Genomic DNA, 18,055 nt, shown 5'->3' with positions numbered 1-18,055 from the left:
GTCCTTTAGCAGGTATAGGACTTAACGAAGATTTTTCGAAAAGACAAATTGCCGGACTGGTTTGCAAAAAACTTATAGTTTATATGTTCGATGCCAACCAGGTCCGCAATTATTAAGAATTATATTTGATAAAAATGGATTCTTTCCAATATGTATTTCTATTTCGCTCTTTATTTTTAATCTTGCATTGTATCTTTTCTTTTAATCTTGCACTATATCTTTCTTTTAATCTTGCACTGTTATCTTTTCTTTTTATCTTGCTCTGCATCTTATTTATCTTGCTCTGATTTATCTTACTCTTATTTATCTTGCTCTGATTCCTCTTTCCCCAAAAGCCATTGAACAGATAACTCCAGATGTTTATTCCAATATACCCAATTATGTACGCCTTCTCCTTCTTTGTAAATATGAGCAATCTCCTGCTCTATTAAGAATCTGTGAAGTTTACGGTTCGATTCTATGAGAAAATCCTCTGCTCCGCATACCAGATAAATATCCGGAATCTGCTTGCCTGCTGCTTTTAAGTTCTCAAGACAGAATCTGGGATCTTTGTTGCTGTTTCTTAATTGCTCTGCCTCTCCGAACATCCTCCTCTGATACTTCTCATCGGAAACACCGTCAGGAAGATATACACCGGCATCCGCTATATTAAGCGCAATGTAAGCTCCGGAAAGGCTGATAATCCTAGAAAAAGTCTCCGGATACCTAAGTCCATTGATCATGGCTCCGTAACCTCCCATGGAAAACCCTCCGATATAGGTATCCTCTCTGTCCTCTGACAAACGAAAAAGGCTTCTTGTATAGGCTACCAGTTCTTCTCCTATAAACCTGCTGAAATCTTCCCCTTTATCCATATCCTCCAGATAAAAAGAATTCTCCCCGCTTGGAAAGATAACTGCAAGATTATTTATACCTGCTAAGAAACCGATATTGGAGTTCATGATATAATCATTACAATCACCCGTGTAGCCATGCAGCAGATATAATGTCTTCCTCTTTTCTTTTGAAAATTCCCCTGCTTTTCCCGGAGTGTACCCACCTTCATTGGGTATGAGGGCCTTAAAGGTCACCGATCTTCTAAGGGCATAAGATGGAAATGTAACTTCTACAATAGACATAATGAACTGCCTCCTTCTTGTATTTTATTCTGCTTGTTATAATAACTATTTATAATATCTATTTATTTTCCCAAAAGAATCCTATACTGCCTGTAAATCAAAATAGAATTCCCTGAATGTTCTCTCTACAACAGTCTATATATTGTAATCTCAACAGATACTCTGCCTTCTCCCGGTTTCAGACTGCCTACATATACACCACGGTTCAGCCAGCCATATCTTCCTTTACTGTCAGCGGTAAATCTGGGTCTGGTCTTAATCAGCCTGGTATCCTCTTCTTCCAGTATTCCTTCATTTTCAACAGCAATATACTCTCCGTCCTCCGTAAGCAGCAGATATTTGGCAAAGGCATGTGCATAATTCCCTGGCTTTAGTGTGTTCCAGTCTGCACCGCCGTTTACGATTGTTCCCTTAATTCTGCCCTCGAAGGTTCCTCCCCTTATGGGAATAACCCTAAGGTATCCGTCAATACCTTCTTTTACCTCCAGCGATTCTGAACACTCCACCTTTAAATGCATGATTTCTTCTGCTTCTAATTGTATCAACTTACCCTCCCGATTAATTGATTTAGATAATTTTAAACCTTATCTTTTAATATTATATAACATTTTATAGCCAATGGATTAGGAATTTCAAATTAATAGAAATTATTAATTCTACGTTCCATATGAATAAAAACCCGGAAATCCTTGTACGCCCATAAAAACGGCACGTACAAGGATTTTCCCAGGCTTCTTTTAAGAAATTGTAACCCCAATTATACCATTATTTAATTTACATTAACTGATTATCATCGCTTAATTTACATTATCTGATTATCATTACCTAATCAACATTATCTGATTACCGCCACATATTTTCATAACCTTATAATCATTACCTGATTAATAAGTAATCCACATAGGCATCCCATTGTCCTGTATCACCGGTCACTACCAGCTGAATCTCCTGATTGCCGGTACCGTGGTTAATATTATTCAGGGTATAGATGGCAGGCGTACTTCCAGCGATATAGAAAGTTCCCACCGTCACACCGCCAATCTTTAAAGCCACTGTTGCGGTATTGGCATTATTGGAGCAGGCCCTTATGGAAAAGCTATGATTGCTGTTGGCAAAGTATTGTGTATATTTGCAGAGATCATCATTAGCATACAGAGCAACTCCTGGGAAGGGCGAGCTGATCTTGCCGGCATACTGACCGGCCAGGGTCATATTTTCGCATTCCACCTGTGTTCCTTCGGAATAATTTTTGATAAGTCCAAGATCCCAGTTAATCTGCTGATATGTTACCGACGTATTGGTAGTACCCTGAATCAGGAAGTCAACCCGGTTAATGTCACTTATCTCCATTTTCTGATTGTAACCCGAGCGGATAATCTCACCATGGGATACATTGGTAGTCCATTTACTTCCCTTATAACTGAGGTTGCCTCTATAAGCCCATTTTTCAGCCACCTGGTTCCAGGGTCCACCTGCACTGGACGAGGTCCACAGCTCATAATACCTGCCGTCTTTCATATCCTCGATTACCATATAGTACTGACCGTCTGCCAGTGACTTATACACATGGGCACCTTCAAAGGAATCTCTTATAGCGACGCTTGTAGCTCCCCAGCCTCTGGGGAAATTGGAAAGGGTAGTCCTGCGAACATAGAGATTTCCGGAACCGTCACTTGGTGTATTATACATATAGGCATAGGTATTATCACAAACTATAAAATAATCCCAACCCATATTTCCGGAGATTCCAAAGGATTTCGGCCCTGACCAGGAGTAGGGATCCGCAATGTTGGTAGTAGTAGCATAAGCTGCTCCGTAGGTTCCGTCCTGATAAACCAGATACCATAAGCCGCCCGGCTCATAATAGAACACCTGGGGAGCGCAAAAATAACTCTCACCGATTGAGCTCATATAGGTTCTGGGTGCATTCTTTAAGCCGGATATGGTAGTAGCAGAGGTGTAGAGCATCTGCCAGCCTCCGCCTTGATTGGCTCCGGTATAAAACACATGATATTTTCCGCCGTAATAAACAATGGTCGGATCCTTCGCACCATAAAAATCATAGGGTTTAGCCTCTCCATGATAAATCACCGGTTCCTCCACATACCAGGTCGGATTGGCAACCGCCGCAGCTTCTGCCTTAATATTAAAGGATGGCAGCAGCAATGTGCAAAACACTAAACAAGCGATAACTTTTTTTATATATCCCTTCATAATTATTCACCTCACATAATTAAAGATCAACAGTAAACAGGGTTTCTGCTGGCGCGGGCAGTCCAGTTTCGGACTCTTACAACAGAAGATATTTATATTCTTAAAGCCACTCTCTTTCTTTCCAGGCTTTCTGCTACCGCCTTACTGAACCGTATAGCCAGCATCAAAATAGGCCTGTAAAGCGCTGTTATAGGATGCTTTTGGTGTTGTCAAAGCGCTGAAGAGAAGCGGATTTGAGGATGACCGCCAGGATACGCTGTCATACAATCCCCACCAGGTAACTCCGGTGATATTTCCTCCTGCTTTCTTTAATGCCAGTAAGGAGGCCATCATATTATAAACATAGGTTGCCTGCTCTGACGCTGAGGTATTTCCCACATCCAGCTCTGTAATCTGTACTTCAAGACCTGCATTGATATATTTTTGTATATCTGCTTTGAAACTTGCAACAGATGGATAAGAAGTGCTTAAATGAGATTGGGCACCAACACCACTGCATATTTTCGAACCGGAATTGATATAACCAACCAGGGCAAGGATCTTATCGGTTACTTCGTAGGTATTGTAGTCGTTATAAAAAAGCTTAACCGACTGGGTCAGACCAAAATAGCTGAGGCAATCGTAGGCATACTGGAAGGCTTTCTTTACATAAGGTGCACTTGTGCCAAGGTTAGAACCATAAACTTTAGCCCAACCGCCGGCTGTTCCTGCATGAAGATACTCATTCACCACATCCCATGCATACACCACATTGCCGTAGCTGCCTGCGTAAATGTGATTCATATAACTCTTAATAAAGAATTCCATTCTTGCATCCATTACAGACTGACTTACATAAGCACCGCTTGTACTGTAACCTGTCCGGAAGAACCAGTCAGGTGTCTGGCCGTGCCATACCAGGGTATGCCCCCTGAGCTTTAAGCCATTGTCATAGCAGATCTTCAGCACCGCATCCAGTGTGGAGAAATTTAAGGTAGGTACGGTGGTTTCCGTATAAGCAGAAGGGATATAATATCCGTTTGAATTCGCCTGGGCTACGGTAATAAGTCTGGGCGATGAGCCTAAAATTGCATCGGGCTTCATTTCATTTTCCATGGTAATACTGTTATACTGGGACTTTATCACATTAAGGGTTGCTGCATCCCTAAGCTGTGAGGAATTTACTGCCGCACCGGAATAGGAGAGCACCTTTCCATAGGTGTTCTTTAAGTTGGCTCCTGCGGTACTGCCGGACATGGTAAAGGTCACGCTGTTGACAACTGCTGAATAACTGCTTGTCCCCTGTGCCATAATACCGATACTGTTGACCTGGGCGGAAGTGTTTGGTGCAAAGGAAACATCCGAGGTAGAGGAATTGAAATTATACATCACCGCTGCCTGGTTTCCTGCTGTATCATAGAGCTTAAAAGCAATGGTACCGTTGGGACTGGACGCATTAAAGGTCACATTGGTACACTGAGACATATCAAGGGTTTCCGGAAGCTTGAATTTGATTTCTCGGTACTGCCCTTCAAAGTTAAAGGTTCCAGACCCTCCACTTATTGTATAAGTTACACCCCAAGTTGACTGATAAGTCAGATTATTAAAGTTATAAGATTTTGCAGTTGCCGCTTTCGCCGGCACTGCCTGGAATGCTGTCAAAAACAGCAAAAGAAACACAAAAGCCAGACTTAAGAGCTTTCTTAGTCTGCCATTCCACTTATGTAACATATTTACCCCTCCTAAATAATTTATTAAACAAAAGCAGAGCCCGCAAGTCTGCTATGTTTCGAATTAATAAATCAAAAACCGCTTATTGAAGCTTTCACTTCTGCCCATTCAGGAAGTCATGTATTATGCTATTATTCAACCAAAAAAAGGAGTAATGTCTTAAGAACTTAAGAGAAAAGAAGAATTTTCCGTCACCTTTAGTTTACTGCCAGATAGAAATAGAAGCAATGAAAAATACTTTGATTGCGCTTACCTATTATTGTAAATTATCAGCATAAGATTCTTTTTAAATTTTCTGTTGTTTTTATTGCCTGTCCTTTTAAACAGCATGTTTTAGGGTAAATTCACTTATTTGCTGCTGTACATCTGCATAAAATACAACCCGATTGACTTTTTATTTTATTTATTTGAAATTTAGTATTATCAGTACTCAAACTGTTCCTGGTAAAAACTACTTTATTACCTAGTGTTCTTCTTTACCTAAACGTATTGGACATATAATGAATGACAAAAAAATTCCGTAAAGTTTACGGACAGAAATTCATTTCTTTAAATGAGTAGCCAGAAAAACCATATAAATAAATGCTACGAAAAAATTCCAAATAAATAAACAGCTGAAAAAATGCTATATAAACGTACATCAGATAAAATACCATATAAATAATGGCTGTAAAAAATGTCATATAAATGTACATCAGATAAAATACCATATAAATGATAGCTGAAAAAATGTCATATAAATGTACATAGATAAAATACCATATAAATAATGACCATAAAAATGCCGATTTCATGAGAAAACCGTACAGTTTTGTACGAATACTTCTTATAAAATCGGCAACTTTTTGTGGAACATCTGCAGGAAGTCCAAGATCTTCTTCCTGCACTAAATTATATTTACAATGGTCCTTACAGTATCGGTCTTTGTTACTGTATTTACTCTTTGTTACTGTATTAGCTCTTTGCTACTGTATTTACTCTTTGTTACTGTATTTACTCTTCGTTACTGTATTTACTCTTCGTTACTGTATTTACTCTTCGTTACTGCAATAATTCTTTCAATCCGTCAGTGATGGATGTGGCATTTCTTAAATCCATCAGGAAATACTCCGTTCCATTGGTATTTACAATATAATAACTGTCGTCATAAGGTTTGAATTCAACTACAAAAGGTGTTTTGGAAGTATTTAAGTGATATGTTACGGTCATAACAGGTGTTTCCTTCTCACCCTTCATTAAATCCGCTTCCGGTATTTCTCTTTCCGTCTTAGGTGCTATTAATACCTGATAGAATTTCTTGAAGACGTCTTCTTCCACGGTTTTCTTATCTGCCGTATAAACAGCGGTAGTGGTATCCTTACCGTCTTTTGTGGTAGTCTCTCTTTCAATTGCTAAGGTATGAGAGACTCCACCGGCTGTAATATCAACACTATCCACTGATTCAATGCTTATGAGATTTACATATTTATAAGTATTGCTGTAAGCATCAATAGCGGTCAGCTTCTCTACCGTTGAACTATCTAATATATTAACTGCATTGGAATCTGATGTTTTCGCATAATAATTACCGTCTTCATTGGTTGCTCCAATCAATAAGGTCAGACTTTTGTTGACCTTAACGGTTTTCGCTGTATCAGTGCTGTCCGTACTGCCTGTTGTGCCAGTATCTGTCCCGGTATCGGTACTGCTATCCGTACCGTCAGTTTCCGCAGCCTGCTCTTCATAGTAATCTAGTGATACTGTATAGGCAGGCTCCTCAAGTCCGTATTTGCTCAAGTCCGTTGCATTATAATCTGCACAGGAGGAGAAGGAAAGGGACGCATAATTACCAAACAGGGTTGTCATACTGTCATTATCTGCAGCTACGGGAGTTGCATAAGGCTTATTCATGATATAGTTGCTAAAGCCGGAATAATCATAGGGGGAATCCTCATCATAAACCACTTCAAAGTCCTTGCCATCCTTTGCCGTTACCGAAAGCTTCGTTACATTCTCTGCTTTAACAGCCGGTATAGCTTCTACTGCTGTCAGGTCTGTCCTGGTGTAATGAAAATAACTGTAGAAGGAGGTTCCGATTACATAGACTTCTTTACTTCCTTCCAATGCCGCATAATATTCACCACCAAAAGGCGTCTCATTTCCGATCATTACAGTGGTTTCCTTGCCATCACTGGTAGTGGCCGTTGCCGTTATTACCGGATTCTCCAGACCAAAAGCAGACAGGTCCTCAATTCCTTCCGTGAGAGTGGAAGTAGGTTTAATCTCTGCAAAAGCATTCTGCATATTGGCAGCATAGGTCTGGTTTACAGGAAAAGTGGAATTCTCCTTATCTTCCCATACCCCTTTGTCATTTAAGGTTAACGTCATCTCCAGTGAGGGATTCTTAAAATAGATACTCTTTATGGTACCCGTATCCAGTGAAACGATTGCTTTGGTTTCGTCTGCTGCTGTGTCCTGCGCTTCTTTCTTGTCGTTGTATTTCACCAGCCAGAAATATACACCCAGTAAAACAATCATAGCAAGGAGCAGCAGCAATAATCCCAGGTGCTTCTTACGCTTACTGCCAGCCATTATTTTTTCCTCCTTCTAAGAACAACAAAACCACCGGTTCCAAGAACAAATACAGGTAATACGATGACCATAAGAACGGACCAGAGATTAGCCTGTGCTGCTGTTACATTTAAGTACTGCTGCTGGGTGCTTACAGTTCTGACTGCAAGGGTATCCGCTTTATCGGTTACATAATTTACGGAATTTAAAAACAGGTCAAGATTACCGAGGGAGGAGGAAGATACCATACTCTCGTCAATCAAAGCAGAAGAGCCGTATACCACCAGCTTTGTTTCCGCTTCATTATAGGTTTCCGTAACCGCGATACCAAGGTTAAAGGGACCGTCAATATCACCAGCTTCTTTGGAACTATTGGTTGAGTTAATATCAGTCTTTGAATATGCCTCATCAGAGGTAACCAGAATGGGAGCTGTTGTTATGGTACTTCTTGCCGTATCCAGAGTCTGAAGACCGGAAGAGAGCGGTGCTACCACATAAGTGCCATCGGACTTTAAATCAGTGGTAATCTCATGGGTACTGTAATCCGGTACAAGATAGGTCATATATTGTCCCATATAATGGTTTCTGCTGCCTTCTACTACCAGACCGGTAACCTGGCTTACACCATAATAGTCCAGTAATGATGCGAAATTTTCAAGGCTGCTGGTATTATAGTCGGTATAGATCAGTGCGTCTCCACCCTTAGACAGATAATCTTTTATCATGATAACCTCATCGGGGGAATAATCCTTCTGGGGAGCATTGATCAGCAGTACGGAGCAATCCTCGGGAATGCTTTCACTGGTAAGGGTATTAATGGATTGAGAGGTAACATTAATCTTTCCCAGGGAGTTCGTTATGGTTGTACCAAGTTCTGCCTCACCATGACCCGTAACGGTATACATAACCGGCAGGTCTTCTGTCGTTACATACTGCAGGGCTGAGGTTACCTGACCTTCTACATCGATTCCGGTCTGATAGCTCTGGTAAGTGTTATAATCCACCTCCGAAACTATCATATCTCCCGCAGGTATATATTTTGCCCTGTCATTGCTGTTGTTTACGACCAGTACACTGTTGTTGGTGATTGCATCGCTGTAATATTTCTGCGCAAAGCTGGGATAAAGCACCGGGTCTTTATATTCCACTTTAATATGTCCTGACAGCTGAGGATACTTCTGAATGATTTCTGTAGTGGTTTTATCCTCCTGACCGGTCTGTGCAAGATAATAGATTGTAATATCATCTTTGATGTTCTTTACATAATCCTTTGTAACATCTGTCAGGGTAAAAGTGCCTTCCTTGCTGATATCTACTTTTAAATCAAGCTCCGTAACAATGATGTTCAATACCAGAATAATGATAATGACAACAGCTGAGACTGCCGTTGCATAAGCGCCTCCTCTGAACTTTCTGGATGTAAAGGAAGCCTTGATCTTATCAGCAATACTTGTCTTTGTTACTGCTGCTTCCTTGCCATCAGTTACGTTTTCCGTTATATTATCTATAGTTTCATTGGTGTTGTTATCTGTAATCTGATCCTTCATCTGCTTTTGCTCCCTCCTTAGTTCCATCTATGTTTCTTGATTACCTGAACAGTTAAGAACAGGAATATGAATACAACGCTTAAATAATAGACCACCGAAGACAGGTCAAGGATTCCGGTAGTGAAATTATCAAATCTCGACATTACGGAAAACCAGCCCAGTACCTTGGTCAGCAAACCGTCAAATAAGGCAGGCTTTATAAAATAGGTTACAGCAAGAGCCGCTTCACCGATCACACCAATGGTAAGTGCCACCACATAATTGTGCATCATACTGTACAAAAGCCAGCAGATTAGAAGAATCGCCACTAAAAATACCAGATAGCAGGTACGATTATCTGTGGGCAAGAAGGATACAAGGCTATCCATCAGTACCGTAACCAGAATAACTACAAAGGAAACCACCGCAGCTACTAATTGGCTTTCTGTTAAGGATGATACAAATAAACCGATGGAGATATAAGCCGCCCCCAAAAGAGTAAAGCCCAGGATGGAGCCATAGGCAACCTTAAGGGACAAGCTGCCGAACTGTAGCAATATCAGGGGATACAGGCAGACAATTACCATAGCGATTAAAAATACAGATAATACTGCAAAATATTTACCTGATATGATTTTACTGATGGATAAGGGGGAAGTGAATAATAACTGGTCCGTTTTCTGTTTCTTGTCTTCTGCCATCAGCCTCATTGTTAGGATCGGTACTAACAGAACGAAGATAAAAGAAATGCCGGACAGCACATATTCAAAGTTAGCCACCATATTCATTAAATTATAAACAGCATAATAAATTCCCACAATTACCAGGAAAAAAGCTACAAACACATATCCTGTCATTGAGGTAAAATAGGATTTCAGTTCTTTCTTAAATATAGCCAGCATCTTAATTCTCCTCCTTCTGTTCAGAGTCTGAAACCAATTCCTCTTCTACCGGAAGAACGCTCTCAGCAATCTTTACAGTATCCAAAGTTTTCTCTATTTCAGGTTCCTTCGTATTCTCCTGTGCTGCAGAGGCTTTCTTATTCTTGCGGAACAATCTGTTAGAGTTCTTTCCCCCGTTTGAGGCAGGTTTGCTTTCCTGGGTAAGTTCAAGGAAAATATCCTCCAGGGACATATTGGAGGTATGCATCTCATAGATAGGGCATCTGGCATCACTTAAAGCATAGAATACAGCTTCTCTGATATCACTTTCTTCCCTGCTGAAGGCAGATAATTTTACCATACCCTCCTTTGAGTTCTTATCAAATTCAAGCTTGGTAATTTCAGTGATATTTTCCAGTGCCTTTTTCACTGTATCTTTCTCGCCTTTGACTTCCAGGTGTAAACCGGTAGAACCACCGATATGCCTGGACAGATTATCAGGGGTATCCGATACGATAAGCCTTCCTTTATTTATGATCATTACCTGATCGCAGATAGCACTTATTTCAGAAAGAATATGGGAGCTTAATATAATGGTATGTTTTTTGCTTAATTCCTTAATCAGATCTCTGATCTCAATAATCTGCATGGGATCAAGGCCTACTGTAGGCTCATCTAGAATAATCACCTCTGGAAATCCTACAATTGCCTGGGCAAGACCTACTCTTTGCTTGTAGCCCTTTGACAACTGCTTGATCAGACGCTCAGATACCTCTGTTATCTTAGTCATTCTCATGATTCTGTCAATCATCTGCCGTTTTTCGTTCTTTTTTACGGACTTAATGTCCGCAACAAAATTCAAATATTCTCTTACTGTCATATCCTGATAAAGAGGCGGAAGCTCCGGCAGATAACCAATACATTTCTTTGCTTCCTCGGGTTCGTCAAATATGTCATGACCGTTAATTACAACGGTTCCTTCCGTCGCTGATATGTAACCTGTGAGAATATTCATTGTTGTTGATTTACCGGCACCATTGGGGCCGAGAAATCCGAGAATCTGTCCCTTTTCCAGGGTAAAGCTCAGGTCATCTACTGCCAGATGCTCCCCATACTTTTTTACAAGATTTTTTACTTCAATCAACCTTTTCTCCTCCTTAAATGAAAACATATTTGCTGACTGTATAAGCTGCAGCCGCAACTCATAAGATTCCTGTCAGGCAAACTAACAAGTCTATGTTACTACCTGATTGCGAAAAATTTGTGAACATTTCCATATTTTTAGGGAAAAATTTTTAGAATATTTATTTGGGCAGCTGCTATGGCTCTAAACTGCTGGTCCTTACTTTAGCCACTTGCTCATTCCAATAATTTATGGCAATTAAAAAGAGAGCATCCCATTTCGATTAAGGGTGCTCCCTAAAGATAGTGCGTCAGATTAGTCTGCTCCATAGGCCTCCTGCTTTCTTATGCAAATTATTTTCTTGTGTTTTTTCCATTACTTTTCTCGATTAGATTAAACATTGCAATTAGTAACATGCCGAATTGAAGCATCAGAAACAGGGAATCATAGGTGATCATACTCTCACCACCTTTCCTTTTCGTCTGTCCCTTTCCGTCAATAGTTCTTTGTGACCTGTTTCCTGCATTTTTCCCTATTCCCCCTCTCATAAGGTGAAAAAACGGTTACCAAGATGTTTACATTAACATTATAACATCTTGGATATTTTTTACAATACTTCTTGTCTATTCTATCTGTTTTTTGTCTATTCTACCTTTTTAAATCAAGAAATCTAACAATTAATATCTTAATCTATCTATTGCCTGTGTTTTGACAAGTTAAAAAAGCTATCGCTGCTTTTATAACTTGGCGGTTGTTACCGGGCAAGTAATGTGGTAGGATTTAATTTGATGAATACTTTTACCCAGATTACTAAAAAGCAGGACAGCATTTGTCCCCTGGCAATAAAGTTTGTTATGGAAGGAGATTTCTATGGCAGAAGAACATAATTGCAGTTATTGCAATAACCATCTATGTGTACACAAGGTTCCCATTTTTTCTTCCTTGAATCATGAGGATCTGTTAAAGATATCCCAGTGGATCGACCACAGAGAATATAAAAAAGGTGAAATCCTCTTTCATACCGGGGATTCGGTGGACTTTCTCATTATCATGGATGTGGGCAGTGTAAAAGCCTATAAATATACCCAGGACGGACGGGAACAAATATTATACATCTTTTCTGAAGGCGACTTCTTTGGGGAACAGTACCTTTTAAATAATCTAAATGCAAGCTATACAGTTGAAGCCCTGGAAAATGTGAAGGTATGTATGTTAACTAAAACCCAATTCCGTCATTTATTAGCTGCCTATCCTGATATCGCTGTTAAAGTAATAGAAGAGCTTGGCGGACGAATGGCAACACTGGAGAACACTATGCAGAGTTTGGGAATACGCAGTATTGATTCCCGCATCAGTTCTCTATTAATGGACTTTTCCGAAAAATATGGAAGAACTGTTCCCGAGGGTATTCTCATACGCCTGCCCTTAAGCCGAGAAGGGATAGCCAATTATCTTGGTATTGCCAGAGAAACGGTAAGCCGAAAGCTTATGCAGCTTGAAAATGACGGAATTATACGTTCGGTCAGCAATAAATCTCTTTTGTTGCTAGATATTGAGGTCTTAAAAGAAGCTGCTACTTAAGATTTGTCATAAATCAGCAGAATTAATGGTAAAGAAAATAATTTAAATTATAATAAACTAAAATTTGACTTAAATCACAGAATTCCTCCTATGAGTCCGTTATACTTGCAGTATCAAATAAATGCAAACCAACAGGACATCATAAGGAGGAATTTTTTATGAATTACCGTGATATAAACATAAGCATCGGAGACGTAGCAGCAGCCCTTCCAAAAGCAACCCGAATCTTTAAAGAATATGGTATTGATTTCTGCTGCGGCGGACACAGACCTCTTGCTGCTGTTATGAAAGAACAGAGCCTTCCCCTGGAGGAAGTATACGGTAGGCTGGATCAGTTAGTAACTGAACATGAGAATAACACAGAAACCACAGCCCTTCCCTTTGACCAGATGAGTTCACCCGTTCTGTCTGCCTATATTGAGGATACCCATCACAGCTATTTAAGAAAAGCATTACCGGAAGCTGCGGAATTATTAAATACCGTTCTCAGGGTTCATGGCAGCAAACACAGGGAGTTGTTTGAGATGTATCAGCTGTTTGGCAGGCTTAAAACAGATCTGGAACAGCATCTGTTAAAAGAAGAAAATCTTCTGTTTCCTTTATTGGAGAACTCAGCTGCTTCTTGTAGCTGCAGCAAGGATATGGATTCCACCTCTGAGGCCAGAAGCCTTACTGATGAAATTATCTCTGAGCATGAAGCAGCCGGTGAGATACTTCGAAAATTACGCAGTATTTCTAAGGACTATACCCTGCCTGACGGTGCCTGTGCTACCTATCAGAAGACCTACTCCCTGTTAGAAGCACTGGAACAGGATCTTCACCAGCACATTCATTTAGAAAACAATATTCTGCTGAAGGATTACGCCACCCATTAATATCTTACCTATAGGTTGCTGAGGGTAGTCTGTAAATACATCTGTAAGCACCTTGTACTGTTCTTGTTGCTCCTTTTAAGAACTGGTCAGATTTCAGACACACCCTGGTTTAAAATATCTGCGGCAGGTTATGCTTCTATATGTAAGTGGAAGTACTGCGCAGGTGTTAACGAATTCGGAAAGGATAGAAGCTATGAGTGATAAAATTCTTGATTTAGGCAAATCAGTGTACGAATTGTGCAGCACAGCCCCCGAAACCGCAGAAATTCTTGCAGACCTTGGATTCACAGATATCACAAAACCTGGAATGTTACAGACTGCCGGAAGATTTATGACAATACCAAAAGGTGCGGCTATGAAGAAAATCAATCTGGATACAATTAAGAAAGTATTCGAAGATAAAGGATTTACAATAAAAGAGTAAAATAAGAGAAGGAGGAATAGTAATGAGTGAAAGTATTAATAACAGAGAGTTCCGGCAAAAAGTACTAAAAGAGGTAATCAACAGCCTTCATGCCGGTAAATCCGTAGAAGATGTAAAACAACAGTTTGAAGAAGCCTTTCAGGGAGTTTCCGCTACTGAAATTTCAGAAGCAGAGGCTGCATTAATCGCAGAAGGTCTTCCCGTTGCAGAAATACAGCGTTTATGTGACGTTCATGCTGCAGTATTTAAGGGATCCATTGAAGAAATCCATAAAACAGATGACCAGACAAAAATACCGGGGCATCCGGCTAATACCCTTATCAGAGAAAACAGAGTTTTAGAAAAGATTATTGAGAAAGAGATAAAACCCTGGTTATCAGACCCAGAATCAGTAGAATTGGCGGCTTTAAAGGCTACCCTGGAAAAATTAAACGGTCTGGATATCCATTATCAGAAAAAGGAGAATCTGTTCTTTCCTTATATGGAGCAATACGGCATTACAGCACCGCCTAAGGTTATGTGGGGTGTAGATGATGAAATCAGGGATCTGTTAAAGGAAGCTAAGTCAATCCTTAATCAGAACGGTTCAGAACTAAAAGCCAAAATTGAAACCCTGATAGATAAAGTAACCGAAATGATATTTAAAGAAGAGAACATCCTTCTTCCCATGCTCCTTGAAACCCTTACGCAGGACGAATGGAAGAAAATCGCAGATGAGAGTACTGAATTCGGTTATCTGGTGGATAAGGTTCCGGAATGGAAACCTTCTCTTGAATATCAACCTGCTATCAAAGAAGAGAAGAAAGAAGCAGGTGTTATTGTTCTTCCTACCGGAGTGCTAAAAACGGAGGAATTAATCTATATGCTCAATACCCTGCCCTTTGATATTACCTTCGTGGACAAAGAGGATGTAGTTAAGTATTTCTCAGAAGCAGCTGACAGAGTCTTTCCCAGAACCAGGTCAGTAATCGGGCGGAATGTATCAAACTGCCATCCACCGGCAAGTGTCCATATCGTGGAACAGCTGGTGGCGGACTTTAAGAGCGGAAAGAAAGACCAGGAGGATTTCTGGATAAAAATGATGGGGAAATATATCCTGATACGTTATTATGCCGTTAGAAATGATAAAGGTGAATTCCTTGGAGTTCTTGAGGTTACTCAGGATATTAAACCCATTCAGGAAATCACCGGCGAAAAACGTCTGGTATCACTGGAAAAATAGAACCCATAGGATTCGCCCCAACTTAAGTGTTTAATTTTTGAGCAGAGCTGTTACGCTCTGCTCATATTGTTCTATAAATAATTGCTTTTATTAAGATTGTGTAACGTTACTTATGCTTCTATTGAGATAATATCTTTGCAAACTCTTCATTGGCTCTACTTATTTCACTATCACTCAATGAGCCTAGTTTTTTTACCAATCTAACACTAAGAGGACGATTCGTAAGAAATTCGACATTTCTATCCATAGTAGTTCTTGGATGCTGATAGATGTCTTTATTTATTATTATCTCTTCATTAATAATATACAGATAGCCGAATTCCTGACCATTATGCAGTATATCACCGTTGTCACTATAACAAAGCTTTGGTGGTTTATGAGAAAATGCTTCTGCTAATTCCTTCCACTGAGTTATGGTGCTTCCTATCTCTAATGTGTCAAAGATTTTATCAGAGCCATGATACTAAGTTCCATTTTCAACAATATCAAATTCCATAATTACCTCCAACACGAACATGTATCAAGAGCACCTGCCTTCTGATGCGATAATCTAATAGTATCCCTTAAGCTACCACATCCTGCATACCATAAAGTCCCGGTTGTTTATCAACTATAAATTTCGCCCCAGCAATGGCACCTTTTGCAAATATTGCTCTGGAATAGGCAGTGTGCTTAATCTCAATAACTTCATCAAGTCCCGCAAATATAACTTCGTGATCCCCTACGATGCTGCCTCCGCGTACTGCCGAGATACCGATTTCCTTCTCTCCGCGCTTCTCGCGAACAGTAGAGCGGTCATATACATAGTTGTACTCACCCTTTAGCACTTCATTTATGGAATCTGCCAGTAACAATGCGGTTCCCGAAGGTGCATCCACTTTCTGATTGTGATGCTTTTCAACAATTTCTATATCAAAGCCGCCTGCACTCAAAAGGCCTGTTGCCTCTTTCAGGAGCTTAATTACCGTATTGATTCCTAAGGACATATTGGCAGAACGAAGAATAGCAATTTTCGTTGATGTCTCTTTTACCAGTTCCAGATCTTCTTCCGACAGACCGGTGGAACACAGTATAATTGGAGTATTTGTGCGGATGCCATAGTCAAACATCTCCTTAATATTCCTGGGAGAGGAAAAATCAATTATCACATCTGCTTTTTCCGTATATTTTGTAAAGCTGTCAAATACAGGGTAGGAATTTTCAAAGCGGTTATTAACGTCGATTCCTGCAACAATCCTTACTGCGTCATCTCCGCTGCAGATTCTTGTTATCTCCTGACCCATTCGACCGTTACAGCCACGCAAAATTATATTAATCATTTCAACCTCATTTCTGAATACCAATTTTAATTCAGTATTCATATCCTTTCAGTGCTTTAATCTCATGGCTCTTTCACCTGCCGGATATTTAAGAACCACATTCTTTCCTAATTATATTACAAAGCAGGAAGCTTTGCCAATTATATCTTCAAAGTTATGCCAGTTTCATTCCGCAATCCTTCATTGCTTTGATCAGCTTCTGCGCATTTGCCTCTTCCATTTCGGTCAGAGGGCTTCTTAAGGAGCCTACTTCAAAGCCCATAAGATTTAATGCCTTCTTAACAGGGATAGGATTAACTTCACAGAATAAAGCTTCAATCAGGGGTATAAGGCGTAACTGTTCCTGCAAGCTGGCTTTCATATCTCCCTTTAAGAAATCAGCAACAATGTTATGAGTTTCCCTTGGCAGTATATTTGATAGTACGGATATTACACCGATACCTCCAAGAGAAAGCAAGGGGACTATCTGGTCATCATTTCCGGAATACAAATCTATATCGCCCTGTGTTCTATGCATTAACTCAACTACCTGAGAAATATTTCCACTGGCTTCCTTAATTGCTACAATGTTATCCACTTCTTTAAAGAGTTGTGCTGTGGAAGCAGGCAGCAGGTTACAGCCTGTTCTGCTGGGTACATTGTATAATACGACAGGCAGATCTACCGCTTTTGCAATCAGGGTAAAGTGCTGAACTAACCCTTTCTGGGTTGCTTTATTATAATATGGGGTCACAAGAAGAAGACCGTCAGCTCCCGCTCTCTTGGCATCTTCTGAAAGCTCGATGGCTGTCTGGGTGCAATTAGAGCCGGTTCCTGCTATTACCGGTACTCTGCCTGCAACTTTCTGAGCTGTATAACGGATACATTCCATATGTTCTCTCTCTGCAAGAGTGGAGGATTCACCCGTAGTTCCACAGATTATGATACTGTCAGTTCCGTTATCAATCTGATAATCAATCAGTTCTCCAAGCTTTTCATAGTTTACATTCAGATTTTCATCAAAGGGTGTTACGATTGCAACCCCAGCTCCTTTAAATATTGCCATAGGGCACCTCCTGTTATTGGGCCAAGCGGCCATTCTGGTCTAACGTTTCTCAGCTTTTGGCAAAGATAGAAGTGAAATAAAAAAAGCCGGCCTATGAGCCGACACCAAAGAATTCCGTTAAAAATTCCTCCCATACCTGGAGAAACAAATGTTTATTCTTTAGGCAGCACTCCATCAATTTCTTGATGACAGTCACACAGCTCTTAACTGTATGCCCAACAAAGAAAAAGCAAAATTCTTCTTCATTTCGGCATCTTTTCCTTTCCACAGCGTTCTTCTATGTTCTGCCATATCCTGCTATGTACTATTAAAAAATGCGCCTCTACCAAATCACGTTATTTAGTTGATTAAGAAATCAAATATCCTGTCTATCTTATCATTGTGCAGGAAGGTTGTCAACCATATATTTTATGAAACCACGGCAGACACAGGAGGGTTACTTATATAAATAAATGAGATTAACTTAC

The 18,055-nt window shown here is 40.1% G+C and carries 14 protein-coding genes and 1 riboswitch; of the genes, 4 read left to right on the top strand and 10 right to left on the bottom strand.

Annotated elements, in window-relative coordinates; genetic code table 11:
- Positions 1-299 precede the first annotated feature (299 nt).
- The 8 genes from BR73_RS0107320 to BR73_RS0107280 form a co-directional block, all read right to left on the bottom strand.
- Complete coding sequence (locus BR73_RS0107320) at positions 300-1,118, bottom strand: alpha/beta hydrolase-fold protein (RefSeq protein ID WP_033165006.1); 819 nt, start codon at positions 1,116-1,118, stop codon at positions 300-302.
- A 125-nt stretch (positions 1,119-1,243) separates the two neighbouring features.
- Positions 1,244-1,663 carry a DUF3237 domain-containing protein gene (locus BR73_RS0107315; protein WP_051685032.1) on the bottom strand — a complete coding sequence of 140 codons (420 nt, stop codon included), beginning with the start codon at positions 1,661-1,663 and terminating at the stop codon, positions 1,244-1,246.
- A 331-nt stretch (positions 1,664-1,994) separates the two neighbouring features.
- The gene (locus BR73_RS0107310) at positions 1,995-3,332 is read right to left on the bottom strand and encodes a non-reducing end alpha-L-arabinofuranosidase family hydrolase (protein WP_081848565.1); all 1,338 of its coding nucleotides are present in this window, start codon (positions 3,330-3,332) and stop codon (positions 1,995-1,997) included.
- A 141-nt stretch (positions 3,333-3,473) separates the two neighbouring features.
- Positions 3,474-5,042, bottom strand: a complete 1,569-nt coding sequence (locus BR73_RS0107305; RefSeq protein ID WP_033165005.1) for an endo-1,4-beta-xylanase — start codon at positions 5,040-5,042, stop codon at positions 3,474-3,476.
- Between the two features lie 1,041 nt (positions 5,043-6,083).
- Positions 6,084-7,613, bottom strand: a complete 1,530-nt coding sequence (locus BR73_RS0107295; protein WP_033165003.1) for a DUF4340 domain-containing protein — start codon at positions 7,611-7,613, stop codon at positions 6,084-6,086.
- Positions 7,613-9,139, bottom strand: a complete 1,527-nt coding sequence (locus BR73_RS0107290) for a GldG family protein (protein ID WP_051685031.1) — start codon at positions 9,137-9,139, stop codon at positions 7,613-7,615. Before BR73_RS0107290 ends, BR73_RS0107295 begins: the two co-directional genes overlap by 1 nt.
- 17 nt (positions 9,140-9,156) lie before the next feature.
- Positions 9,157-10,020: an ABC transporter permease gene (locus tag BR73_RS0107285; RefSeq protein WP_033165002.1), complete on the bottom strand. Its 864-nt coding sequence runs from the start codon at positions 10,018-10,020 to the stop codon at positions 9,157-9,159.
- A 1-nt stretch (position 10,021) separates the two neighbouring features.
- Positions 10,022-11,143, bottom strand: coding sequence for an ABC transporter ATP-binding protein (locus BR73_RS0107280; RefSeq protein WP_051685030.1), 1,122 nt, complete (start codon positions 11,141-11,143; stop codon positions 10,022-10,024).
- Between the two features lie 849 nt (positions 11,144-11,992).
- Between BR73_RS0107280 and BR73_RS0107275 the strand changes: the two genes are divergently transcribed.
- From BR73_RS0107275 to BR73_RS0107260, 4 genes are all read left to right on the top strand, one after another.
- Positions 11,993-12,703 carry a Crp/Fnr family transcriptional regulator gene (locus BR73_RS0107275; protein ID WP_033165001.1) on the top strand — a complete coding sequence of 237 codons (711 nt, stop codon included), beginning with the start codon at positions 11,993-11,995 and terminating at the stop codon, positions 12,701-12,703.
- A gap of 158 nt (positions 12,704-12,861) precedes the next feature.
- Complete coding sequence (gene ric, locus BR73_RS0107270; protein ID WP_033165000.1) at positions 12,862-13,578, top strand: iron-sulfur cluster repair di-iron protein; 717 nt, start codon at positions 12,862-12,864, stop codon at positions 13,576-13,578.
- A 193-nt stretch (positions 13,579-13,771) separates the two neighbouring features.
- Positions 13,772-14,002 carry a DUF1858 domain-containing protein gene (locus tag BR73_RS0107265; protein ID WP_033164999.1) on the top strand — a complete coding sequence of 77 codons (231 nt, stop codon included), beginning with the start codon at positions 13,772-13,774 and terminating at the stop codon, positions 14,000-14,002.
- A 22-nt stretch (positions 14,003-14,024) separates the two neighbouring features.
- Positions 14,025-15,224 (top strand): DUF438 domain-containing protein, encoded by a 1,200-nt coding sequence (locus tag BR73_RS0107260; RefSeq protein WP_033164998.1) that lies wholly within the window; start codon positions 14,025-14,027, stop codon positions 15,222-15,224.
- 563 nt (positions 15,225-15,787) lie between these two features.
- Here BR73_RS0107260 and dapB read toward each other — a convergent pair.
- Positions 15,788-16,543, bottom strand: coding sequence for a 4-hydroxy-tetrahydrodipicolinate reductase (gene dapB / locus BR73_RS0107255; RefSeq protein WP_033167176.1), 756 nt, complete (start codon positions 16,541-16,543; stop codon positions 15,788-15,790).
- A gap of 154 nt (positions 16,544-16,697) precedes the next feature.
- On the bottom strand, positions 16,698-17,588 hold the full coding sequence (dapA, locus tag BR73_RS0107250; protein ID WP_033164997.1) for a 4-hydroxy-tetrahydrodipicolinate synthase: 891 nt from the start codon (positions 17,586-17,588) through the stop codon (positions 16,698-16,700).
- A gap of 156 nt (positions 17,589-17,744) precedes the next feature.
- Positions 17,745-17,921: riboswitch (Lysine riboswitch) on the bottom strand.
- Positions 17,922-18,055: the final 134 nt, after the last annotated feature.

The organism is Clostridium sp. KNHs205 (genome assembly GCF_000702945.1).
Classification (GTDB): domain Bacteria; phylum Bacillota; class Clostridia; order Lachnospirales; family Lachnospiraceae; genus Anaerocolumna.
The sequence above is the reverse complement of the archived record's forward strand: the minus strand, read 5'-3'. Positions and strand labels throughout refer to the sequence as shown.

Bases quoted from the DNA above. Each gene is read 5' to 3' on its own strand.
- BR73_RS0107260 (WP_033164998.1), top strand. From the start codon at position 14,025: ATGAGTGAAAGTATTAATAACAGAGAGTTCCGGCAAAAAGTACTAAAA.
- BR73_RS0107275 (WP_033165001.1), top strand. From the start codon at position 11,993: ATGGCAGAAGAACATAATTGCAGTTATTGCAATAACCATCTATGTGTA.
- dapB (WP_033167176.1), bottom strand. From the start codon at position 16,543: ATGATTAATATAATTTTGCGTGGCTGTAACGGTCGAATGGGTCAGGAG.
- BR73_RS0107305 (WP_033165005.1), bottom strand. From the start codon at position 5,042: ATGTTACATAAGTGGAATGGCAGACTAAGAAAGCTCTTAAGTCTGGCT.
- BR73_RS0107310 (WP_081848565.1), bottom strand. From the start codon at position 3,332: ATGAAGGGATATATAAAAAAAGTTATCGCTTGTTTAGTGTTTTGCACA.
- ric (WP_033165000.1), top strand. From the start codon at position 12,862: ATGAATTACCGTGATATAAACATAAGCATCGGAGACGTAGCAGCAGCC.
- BR73_RS0107290 (WP_051685031.1), bottom strand. From the start codon at position 9,139: ATGAAGGATCAGATTACAGATAACAACACCAATGAAACTATAGATAAT.
- BR73_RS0107285 (WP_033165002.1), bottom strand. From the start codon at position 10,020: ATGCTGGCTATATTTAAGAAAGAACTGAAATCCTATTTTACCTCAATG.
- BR73_RS0107265 (WP_033164999.1), top strand. From the start codon at position 13,772: ATGAGTGATAAAATTCTTGATTTAGGCAAATCAGTGTACGAATTGTGC.
- BR73_RS0107295 (WP_033165003.1), bottom strand. From the start codon at position 7,613: ATGGCTGGCAGTAAGCGTAAGAAGCACCTGGGATTATTGCTGCTGCTC.
- dapA (WP_033164997.1), bottom strand. From the start codon at position 17,588: ATGGCAATATTTAAAGGAGCTGGGGTTGCAATCGTAACACCCTTTGAT.
- BR73_RS0107320 (WP_033165006.1), bottom strand. From the start codon at position 1,118: ATGTCTATTGTAGAAGTTACATTTCCATCTTATGCCCTTAGAAGATCG.